Annotated in this window: 9 protein-coding genes; all 9 read right to left on the reverse strand. The window is 76.1% G+C overall.

All coding sequences use genetic code 11. The features are described from left to right. Positions 1-9 precede the first annotated feature (9 nt). The 9 genes from ABZ565_RS09950 to ABZ565_RS09990 all read right to left on the reverse strand — a co-directional run bounded on the left by ABZ565_RS09950 (position 10) and on the right by ABZ565_RS09990 (position 9338). Complete coding sequence (locus ABZ565_RS09950; RefSeq protein ID WP_361022918.1) at positions 10-1530, reverse strand: zinc ribbon domain-containing protein; 1521 nt, start codon at positions 1528-1530, stop codon at positions 10-12. Beyond that, entirely contained in the window at positions 1527-2075 is a 549-nt protein-coding gene (locus ABZ565_RS09955; protein WP_361022921.1) for a phage tail protein, read from the reverse strand. Before ABZ565_RS09955 ends, ABZ565_RS09950 begins: the two co-directional genes overlap by 4 nt. Then, a complete protein-coding gene (locus ABZ565_RS09960; protein WP_361022924.1) occupies positions 2072-4033 on the reverse strand; it encodes a putative baseplate assembly protein in 1962 nt (653 codons plus the stop codon). Before ABZ565_RS09960 ends, ABZ565_RS09955 begins: the two co-directional genes overlap by 4 nt. After that, the gene (locus ABZ565_RS09965; protein WP_018101386.1) at positions 4033-4440 is read right to left on the reverse strand and encodes a GPW/gp25 family protein; all 408 of its coding nucleotides are present in this window, start codon (positions 4438-4440) and stop codon (positions 4033-4035) included. Before ABZ565_RS09965 ends, ABZ565_RS09960 begins: the two co-directional genes overlap by 1 nt. Continuing rightward, entirely contained in the window at positions 4437-4754 is a 318-nt protein-coding gene (locus ABZ565_RS09970; protein ID WP_164640835.1) for a PAAR domain-containing protein, read from the reverse strand. The genes ABZ565_RS09965 and ABZ565_RS09970 overlap by 4 nt, the downstream gene beginning before the upstream one ends. A gap of 30 nt (positions 4755-4784) precedes the next feature. Then, positions 4785-6554, reverse strand: a complete 1770-nt coding sequence (locus ABZ565_RS09975) for a VgrG-related protein (RefSeq protein ID WP_361022928.1) — start codon at positions 6552-6554, stop codon at positions 4785-4787. Further along, positions 6551-7240, reverse strand: coding sequence for a LysM peptidoglycan-binding domain-containing protein (locus tag ABZ565_RS09980; protein WP_361023385.1), 690 nt, complete (start codon positions 7238-7240; stop codon positions 6551-6553). Before ABZ565_RS09980 ends, ABZ565_RS09975 begins: the two co-directional genes overlap by 4 nt. 85 nt (positions 7241-7325) lie before the next feature. Continuing rightward, a complete protein-coding gene (locus ABZ565_RS09985) occupies positions 7326-7751 on the reverse strand; it encodes a phage tail protein (RefSeq protein WP_361022931.1) in 426 nt (141 codons plus the stop codon). Positions 7752-7781: 30 nt separating this feature from the next. After that, the gene (locus ABZ565_RS09990; protein WP_361022934.1) at positions 7782-9338 is read right to left on the reverse strand and encodes a hypothetical protein; all 1557 of its coding nucleotides are present in this window, start codon (positions 9336-9338) and stop codon (positions 7782-7784) included. Positions 9339-9685: the final 347 nt, after the last annotated feature.

Consider the following 9685-nt stretch of genomic DNA (forward strand, 5'->3'; position numbering starts at 1 on the left):
CGATACGGCCTAGGTGCGCTTGAAGTACTCGATCTCGCCCAGGGCGATCGGGTGTCCCCCGCCCTGGCCGGCCGCCTCGCGGATCGTGAAGCGGACCGACACGACGTCGCTGATGCCCATGCGCAGGGTCTGCTCGCCCGGCTTGTCGGCCAGGGTCATCGTCTTCTCGTGGATCTTGCCGTCCTCCGTCGTGATGGTCAGGTCCGCCCGGGTGGGCCTGGCGCCCTTCTGGAAGACCTCCGGCTTCTTCGAGACGCCCGTGTGGACCGTGACGCCGACCAGCCGGAACGGGTCCTCGAACTCCGCCGTCAGCGCGTCGCCCGTCTTCGGGGCGCCCCAGTACGTGTTCGTCACGCCGTCCACCGCCGCCTTCGCCGGGTGCCCCGGGGCGGACGCGTTCGCGGAGACGTGGAGCGGGCTGACCTCGCCCGTGCCGCCGAGTTTGTCGCGCACGTCCTCCACGACGTAACGCCCGGCCGGGACCAGCAGGAAGCCCGCGACCAGGAGGGCCGCGATCACCAGGGCGATGAGGCTGCCGCGCAGCAGCCTCCCCGAGCCCGCCCGCACCCGGCGGTTGAACGGCCACCGGGTCCGCCACCAGGGCAGCGGGGCCGCCTGGGCGCGGGGATTCAGGGGCTCGGCGCAGTTGCGGCAGAACGTGCGGCCCGGGCGGTTGTTCGTGCCGCACGAGGGGCACGGGGCACCGTCCGGTTCGTCGTCCACGGCCGCCGTCCTGACGGTGGGCCGGGCGGTGACCGGTACGCCGGGCAGGACGGCCCCGATGGGCTCCTCCGCCGGCGGTTCCGGCTCCGGCGGCCTCGGCCGGCCCGGCTGTACGGGGGCGGGCGCGGGGGGCCGCGGGGCGGCCGGGGGCGGGGTGGGGGCCGGTTCCGGCGCGAGGGCCTGGTCCGGCTCGGGCGCGCCGGGGCCCGGGGCAGCGCCCTGCCCCGGCTCCGGTACGGCGGCCGGGTCCGGCTCCTGGGACCGCCTCCACGCCGAGCGCCGCGTCGCACGCGGTTCCGGGGCGGGGGCCGGTTCCGGGTCCGGAGCGGCGGGTGCGGCGGGGCTCGGCGCCGTACGCGGCTCGGGGTCCGGCGCGGGGGCGGCAAGTCCGCCGGTGTCCGGGGCCGCGCCCCGTTCCGGGTCCGGCGCAGGGGTCGGGTCCGGGGCCGCGCCCCGTTCCGGGTCCGGCGCAGGGGTCGGGTCCGGGGCCGCGCCCCGTTCCGGGTCCGGCGCAGGGGTCGGGTCCGGGGTCCTCCTCCATCCCGAGCGCCGCGTCGCACGCGGCTCCGGGTCCGGCGCGGGCGCCGGGCTGGGGGCCGTGCCCCGTTCCGGGTCCGGTTCGGGGGCCGGGGTCGGGTCGGGGGTGGCCGGGGGCGGGGGCGTGGCCCGCTCCGGTTCGGGGGCCGGCAGCGGCACACCGGGCCGCGCGGTGGGCCGCGACGACCAGCCCAGATACGTACCGCAGCTTCCGCAGAAGTCCTCGTCCTCCGCGTTCGCGGCGCCGCAGGACGGGCAGGGGCGGGTCATGTGGGGCTCCCTGTGATCTCGACCCGGCAGGTCAGGTGCGCCGGGCAGGAGGCGCGGACCACCGCGAGGACGCGGGCCGCGTCCAACGGGCGGCCGGCCGGGGGGCGGATCCGTACCAGCAGCTCGCCCGTCGGGGCCGGCGGCAGGGCGGAGTCCGGCTCGGACGACCACGTCACGCCGCCGCCGTCCTGGATGTCCGCCTCCACGCCGAAGCAGAGGCGCAGGTGGTCCGCCAGGCCCTGGCGGGTGCCCCGGCGGCGGTGGATCTCGACGGCCCGGGCGACGGCGGCGCGGCGGCGGTCCTCCGGCCAGGCCGGGTCGATGCCCGCCCCGACCCAGGAGGAGAGCCAGGGCAGGAAGTCGTCCGGGGTCAGGGCCGGGTCGAAGTAGGCCGGGAGGTTGTCGAGCGTGGACAGGACCGGGGCGAGCACCGTGTCCAGGCCCGCCGTGAAGCGCTGGGCGAGGTCGTCGTCCGCGTACAGGGCGGGCAGCAGCGCGCCGATCGGGTAGCGGCTGGGGAGGTCGGGGACGGCGGCCCGGGTCATCGGTGCTCACCGGGCCCCGCGGCGGTGACCGCGATCTGGTGCTGGTGGGAGAAGACGAGCGCGTTGGCCGCCACGTCGATGCGGTCCACCGCACCGCCCCGCCTCCCGGTCAGGGGATCCGCCGGGAACAGGCGGACCTCCTCGACCAGGCGGACGCCGGGCACGGCCTGGAGGGCGGCGAACACCTCCCCGTACTGCACGGGCCTGCCGAACGGCCACCCCGTGCCGTCCGTGCCGCCCCGGAGCGGGTCGATGAGGCGGAAGAGCGCGTCGAGCGCGCCGGCCCGGACGCGGTCCGTTTCGCCCTCGTCCGCGACCAGCCCCGCGACGACGGTGACGCCCTGGTAGGCGGGGGGTTCGACCACCAGCCGGGTGCCGACGAGCCGCCGTTCGTCCAGGCGCCCGGCCACCGCGGCGAGCACGGAGTCCGGCGGGATCAGCTGCTCGAAGCGGAGGCGGCCGCCCTCGTCGGGGACCGCGTCCGGCACGACCAGGACCCGGACCGCACCGCCCTCGCCGGGGGCGGCGGGCAGGCAGCGGACCCGGCGCAACGAGGGCGCGGCCTCGCGGGCGATCGTTTCGTGGTCCTCGGCGGTGACGGCCCGCTCCTGGACGCGGAGGATCTGCGGCGCGCGCAGCTTCGCGTTCTCGACGGTCTCGCCGTCCACGCCGCCGCGCGCCGCCTCCCGGTTGTCGACCCCGGCGACGTACGGGACGGAGCTGCGCAGGACGCGGATCGCGCCGCGCGCCACGTTTCCGGCGGCGCCGCCGCCCGTGCGGTAGCGGGCGAGGCGGATGTGGGCGCCCTTCGGCGGCACCGCCCCGTACGCCCGCATGGTGCCGTCCTCCTCGCGCACCTCGGGCGGGAAGGCGAACCGGCCCGCCACGGCGTCGATCCGCACGTGCCGGTCGCCCGGCCCGGAGGCGGCGAAGTGCTCGACCGGGGACCAGGTCTGCCAGCCGTCGGCCGAGGACACCTCCACGAGCGGCGGTTCCCCGTCGAGCAGGACGGGCGTCCGGGGCGCGGCGAAGGTCTGGCCCGCCACGCCCTCGGACGTCCCGAGCGGCACGTCGTACACGGTCTCCGCGTGCTCGACGCCGGCCGTGCCGCCGACGGTGAAGACCTCGGCCTCGCGGATCGTCGGGGACTCGGAGTAGAAGGGCTGGCCGGGGGCGGCCTCGGTGACCCGGCAGCGCAGCCAGCCGGCGCGGTGGCCGGCGGTGACGGACTCGGTGTGCCCGGGGGGCACGAACACCGTGATCTCGCCGGGCTTGTTGAGCCCGCCGGTGGAGTCGACGCCGGTCGCGCACGGCACCCAGCGGGCGCCGTCCCACGCCTCCCAGACCAGTGGCGGCTGGCGGGGGTCGACGCCGACGCCCTCGACCCGGCTGTCCAGGCGTACCGCGACGATGCAGCGGGGCACGGCGGTCGGCAGCCCGAACAGGAGGGCGTCGCCGGGCTGGGGCCGGGCCTGGAAGCAGGGGATGTCCCGGCCCTCGGCGAGCGGCGCCGTGCGGTCGGTCTGCTCGCCGGACGCCGGGACCGTGACCAGGCGGACGAGGGAGCTCGGCACGATCGCCAGGTCCTCGCCGGTCGAGAAGACGACCGCCTCCTCCGTCTCGCCGCGCGCGGTCGCCACCTCCGTGCCGGCCGGGAGGCGCACGGTGTCCGGCTGGGGCGCGGACAGCCAGAAGTCGACGTCGGCGCGGGCGGCCGTCGGCGGGAACAGCCGCACGCCGAGCAGGTCGAGGAAGGCGAAGTAGTTCCGGTCGGGCACCCGGTTCAGCCGGTACAGGAGCTGGTCGACCATGTACGCGAACGTCTCGATCAGCGTGACCCCGGGGTCCGACACGTTGTGGTCGGTCCACTCGGGCGAGCGCTGCTGGACGTACCGCTTGGCCTCGTCCACGAGCTGCTGGAAGCGGCGGTCGTCCAGATTGGGCGGGGTCAGGGACATCAGCGGGCTCCCGCCTCGGGGATCGTATAGAAGGGGAAGACGAGGTTGCGCAGGTCGTTGGTGGACCGGACGGTGTAGTGCACGTCGATGTAGAGCGTGCCTTCCTCGACGGTGTCGTACGCGACGACCACGTCCCGGACCTCGATGCGCGGCTCCCAGCGCTCCAGGGACGTGCGCACCTCATGGGCGATGCGCCCCGCCGTGGCGCCGTCGCCGGGGGCGAAGACGTACTCGTGGATGCCGCAGCCGAACTCCGGGCGCATGGGGCGTTCGCCGGGCGCGGTCCCGAGGATCAGGCCGATGGCCTCCTCGATCTCCTGCTCGCGCTCGACCATGCCGATGCCGCCCGTGGCGCCGACGCGCAGCGGGAAGCCCCAGCCGCGCCCGATGAACCCGTGCTCGCTCATATCGGGCCGCCGATCAGGACGTTGGGCGCGCCCATGACGATCTTCGCGCCGCAGGTCGTGGTGTCTCCCATGCGGGCGGCGGGCAGCCCGCCGATCAGGACCGCACCGCCGACGGCCGCCGCCGGGTTCGGCATGACGACGTTCCCCGGACCGAGCAGGGCGTGCGGGGGCACGACGCACACGTGCAGGCTTCCGGTGACGGCGGCCGGCTTGCCGCCGATCAGCACGGTGGCGACGGCCACCGCGCCCGGGGGCGGGGTGCCGATGACGCCACCGTGGACGGTGGGGTCGCCCGTACGGGCTGCCTGGGGCATGGCTGTTGGTCTCCTCGGTGGGGCGGGGCGTCAGTTGATGCGGACGAGTGCGGCCTTCAGGACGGCGAGCAGGCCGCCGTCGACGGTGACGCCGGTCTTGCCGCTGACGGTCACCTGCTTGCCCTTCAGATGGATGTCCCCGACGCCCGCGTCGAGCGTGATCCCGGTGCGGCCGAGCGACAGGGAGCTGAGGACCCGGGAGGTGCCCCGGGCGTACACCTTCAGCGCGATCTCGCCGCGCCGCTCGTCGAGCACGATCTCCAGCTGCTCGTCGCCGGTGGCGAGCCGGACACCGGACGGGCCGCGCGGGGTGTCGAGCAGTTCGATCCGGTTGCCCGAACGGGACACCAGCGAGCGGCGGTTGACCTTGCCACTGGTCGGGTCCACGAGCGGGACATCGTGCGGGGACGGCTTGTCGACGCCGTTGTAGAGGCCGCCGAGCACGTACGGGCTGTCGATCAGCCCCTGTTCGAATCCGACCAGCACCTCGTCGTTGACCTCGGGGCTGAAGACCCCGCCGCCGCCCTGCCCGCCCCACTGGACCGTACGGACCCAGTCGGTGACGTACGTGTCGTCCAGCCAGGGGAACTTCAGCCGCACCGAGCCGCGTTCCTTGCCCCGGCCCTCGCGGATGTCGGTGACGACGCCGATCGCGAGGCCCGGCATGCGGGGGCCGGGCACGGGCGCGCCCTGGCCGCCGGTGAGTCCGGCCAGCGAGCGGTCCGGGTCGGTGCTGACCAGCACGGTCGTACGGTAACCGTCGTGCGGGTCCAGGGTGTGGTGGGCAGCGGTCGCGGTGTAGCGCCCGGCGAACGCGGGGCCGACGTTGCCGAGGGCGACCGGTTCGCCCGCGCGCAGCTTCGGGTTGCCCTCCGCGACCGCCTCGATCTCGCCGAAACCGGAGGCGACCCGTCCGGCCACGGCACCGGCGACCGCGCGGGCCTCGGCCTGGGTCCGGTACGGGGTGTCGGCGACGGTCATCCGGTCGTTCTTCCCGAACAGGGCGGCGGCCGAGGACGGGTTGGTACCGGGGGTCACGGTCTCGGAGCGGATCGACTGCTCGCGGGCCAGGACACGGACCTTGTTCTGCACGTCCCAGCCGCGCACCTCCACGCTGTCCGCCCCGTCCGAGGCGGAGAGCACGGCCCGGAGCGCCAGCAGGTTGCGGCCGTACTCCAGGACCATCGGGTGTTTCGAGGCGGAGGTGGACGGGGCCGGCGCCGAGGCGGCGGGCTTCGGCTTCACGAACTGGAGCACGCCCTTCTCGTCCACCCGGACATGCGCCCCGCACTCCCCCGCGAGGTACTGGAGGAAGTCCCAGTCCGAGATGTTCGGCTGGGTCAGCTGCTTGTACATCACCGGGGCCGCCTCGACCTTCCCGCACGGCAGCCCGGCGCCGGCGGCGACCTTGCGGACGATGTCGGCGGCCTTCATGTTCCGGTACGCGACCACCTTGCGGCCGCGCTTCAGCCGGTGCGCCTTGGAGAACGCGCGGACGACGGTGAACGATCCCGTGGTGTCGCTGTCCAGTTCCAGTGCGGTCACCTCGCCCGTGAACAGCCGCTCGCGCGCGCGTTCCTGGACGGTGACCACGGAGATCTTCAGCTCGGTGCCGATCGTGATCCCGGTGGCGGTGAGCAGCGTGTGGTACGGGTCGCGGTACGTCAGCACCGCGCTGTCGGGCAGCCCGATGTTCTCGTCCACCGCGCAGCTCACCAGCTGGGCCGCCCACGCCTGGGGCAGCTCGGCGGGCGCCTCCACGATGGGATCGGCGGCGAAGGAGCGGGCGGGGCCGGTCATCGGGCCGCCTCCGGTACGCCTTCCTCGGCCGCGCTGTCCTCCAGCGCGGGCACCAGGAGTTCGCTGCCCGGGGGCAGGTGCATGGGGTCGTCGATGCCGTTGGCCTCCGCGATCGTGCGCCAGGCCGTGGCATCGCCGTACTCCCGCCAGGCGAGCAGCGGCAGGCTGTCCCCGGCGACGACCGTGTGGGTGCGCCGCGCCTCCCGCGAGCCGGACGTCGGGTTCTGCCCGGCCGGGTCGACGCTCGCCTCCTCGATCGACAGCGAGCAGGTGGCGCGCAGCGGCTTCCCGTCCACGTCGAACAGCGTGTACGACACCGAAAGGCTCGACAGCACCCCGTCGAACGACGTGGTCCGCGAGGTCCCCCAGTCGAACCGCACCCAGGGGCTCGACGGCTTCTTCCGGCCCAGGCTGCTCGGCGTCGGCACGCAGGCCGTCATCAGCTGCTCGACCGCCCGCTCCACGGAGTTGTCGTGCGTGGCGGTGGCGTCGAGGAACACGTCGAGCGACAGCGAGCGGGGCCCGCTGCCCACGAATTCGGGCAGCGCTGACTCGCCCGCCGTGCGGGACGGGGTGCGGCGCCACTCGGTGGACTTGCGGAGGGAGAGCGTCGCCGGGTTGAACTGGAGCGTCAGTTGGGCGAGGGTCCCGCCCGGCTTGGCACCGACGTCCGCCGGCGGCTCCATGATGGTCAGTTGGGCGCGGGCACGGCTCGTGCGGGCAGCGGCTGGCACGGGGTCCCTCCTTCCACGACGTGTTCCCGACGGCTCATCAGGAGGTCACCAGCCCCTCGTGCGCGATCTCCAGCGTCTCGATCGCCGCCTGGGAGCTGGCCGGGTCGAAGGAGGGGCCCTGCCAGCGGACCGGCACGATCCCCTGGATCTGCCAGCTGACGATCCGGCTGAGGTTGGGCCGCAGGGCGACGATCTCGCCGTCCTTGCGTTCGACGCGCTGCGTCGTCTCGTTCAGCCAGCGCGCGATCTTGAGGGTGTCGGCGGTGACGGGGCGGGTCAGCGTGATGTTGGTCCACGTGATCCGCCCCGGCAGCTGCCAGGTGTACCCGTTGTTGCCGCCCTCGGCGTACTGCTCGATCTCCACCTCGGCCCCCAGGCCGGAGCAGGTGTGGAACGCGCCGAGGTCGCTCCCGCCGATGGTGAGCTTGAAGAACACGCTCGTCGCGAAGATGTTGTCCGTCATCCGTTGCTTTCCTTCTCCAGCGCTTCCCTGTCAGCGGCGGCCGTCGTACGGACGTCCGGAACGTTCGCGGCCCCGCCGCAGATCGGCCCTGAGGAGCCGGGCCACGGGGTCGATGAGGCGTCGGGCGAGGTCTTCGACGTCCACGTACGGGATGCGCTCGGCAGGCCGTTCGGGCGCGGGGCCCTGGGCGGGCTGCCGCTGGACGACGGTCACCGGCACGCCGGCGAGACCGGCTTGGGCCACCGCGCGCTGGACCGCCTGCGCGTTCGCCTGCGCGGGCGGTGACTGGCCGGTCCGGGGAGCGGTCGGCCGTACGGCGGGGGGCTGCGGGTCACCGGTCTCCGCCGCGACCGGCCTCGCGAGACGCTGCACGGGCACGGCGGGGCCGCCGGGTGCCCGGGGCGCGGCCGGCGGTTCGAGGCGGGGCTCCTGCGGGGCGGCGGACCGGGCCGGGAGCGGCGCATGCGGACGCGGCGGGGCGACGGGGTCGGCGGCGACCCGCTGGACGACGGGCTGCGCCTCCGCCTGCGGCCGCGGAGTGTCGCGGCGCCAGGTGGCCGGCACGACGGGCCGGGTCGCGGCGGCGGACTCGCGGGCGGTGAAGCCTTCGGCGGCGCCCGTACGCACGGTGAGGGTGCGCGCCACGAGGAGGGCACGGGCGCGCTGCACGGGGGCGGGCCGGGGCGTGTGACGGGAGGGGATGCGCTGGATACGGACGGGGGCGGCGGCGTCCGGGGTGCGTTGCGCGGGGGGCGCGGGGGGCGCGGTGCGCAGGGGCATCGCGGGCGGTGCGGCGGGGCCGGGCCGCCCGCCCGGCTGCGGGGCGGCCGGCTGCGTCCGGCGCGGGCCGTCGCTCCCGGTGCCTGCGGTCGGCGGGAGGGCGGAGAGGGGTGCGCCGAGACCACCCCGGGTGCGGGCCTGGGAGCCGGGGCCGGTGGGCGGGGTGCCGGGGGCGGGGTGCGCGGTGGTGGAGCTGTCGGGCGTCTGCCGCTGGACGACGGGCAGCGCGGGTCCGCCCGCGTCACGGGTGGACGGGGCGAAGGGGGCCGCGCCCGCCGGGAGTTCACGGAGCGGCTTGCCCAGGGTGGGACGCGGGCCGCGCCCGGGGGGCGCGGTGGTGGGCGGTTCGGTGGCCTGCCGCCGCACCACGGGCGGGGCCCCGTCGCGCCCGGCCGGCGCGGGGTGGCCGGGGGCCACGGCGGAGTCGTCCGCCTGGCGCTGGACCACGGGGAGGGCGGGGCCGGCCGGGGTGCGCGGCGCGGGGGCGCCGTCGTCCGCCAGGCGCTGGACCACGGGCAGGGCGGGGCCGGCCGGGGAGCCCGCTGCCACGGCGGGGACGGTTACGGGAGGCTGCCCGTCCAGGGCGGGGCGTACGGAAGGACCGGCCGCCGGTGCGGTGGACGCGGACGCGTCCGACTGGCGCTGCACCACGGGGAGACCGGCCCCGGCCGGGGCGCCCGCCCTCTCGGCGGGAGCCGCCACCGGTGGCTGCCCGCCCAGCGTCGGGCGTACGGACGGACCGGTGGACGCGGACGCGTCCGACTGGCGCTGCACCACGGGCGGCTGCCCGTCCGGGGTCGGGCGCACGGAAGAACCGGCCGCCGGACCGGTGGACGCGGGTGCATCCGCCTGTCGCTGAACGACCGGCAGGGCAGGGACGCCCGACGCAGGCTGCTCCGAAGCGGCGGGCGCGTCAGCCCGGCGCTGGAGGGCCGGCAGGGCAGGCCCGCCCGGAGCCGCTACGGGCGGCTGCCCGTCCAGGGTCGGGCGCACGGAAGAACCGGTGGACGCGGGCGCATCCGCCTGCCGCTGAACCACCGGCAGGGCAGGGACGCCCGACGCAGGCTGCTCCGAAGCGGCCGACACATCCGCCCGGCGCTGGAGGGCCGGCAGGGCAGGCCCGCCCGGAGCCGCTACGGGCGGCTGCCCGTCCA

It is taken from the genome of Streptomyces sp. NPDC016469, from assembly GCF_040632905.1.
Taxonomy (GTDB): domain Bacteria; phylum Actinomycetota; class Actinomycetes; order Streptomycetales; family Streptomycetaceae; genus Streptomyces.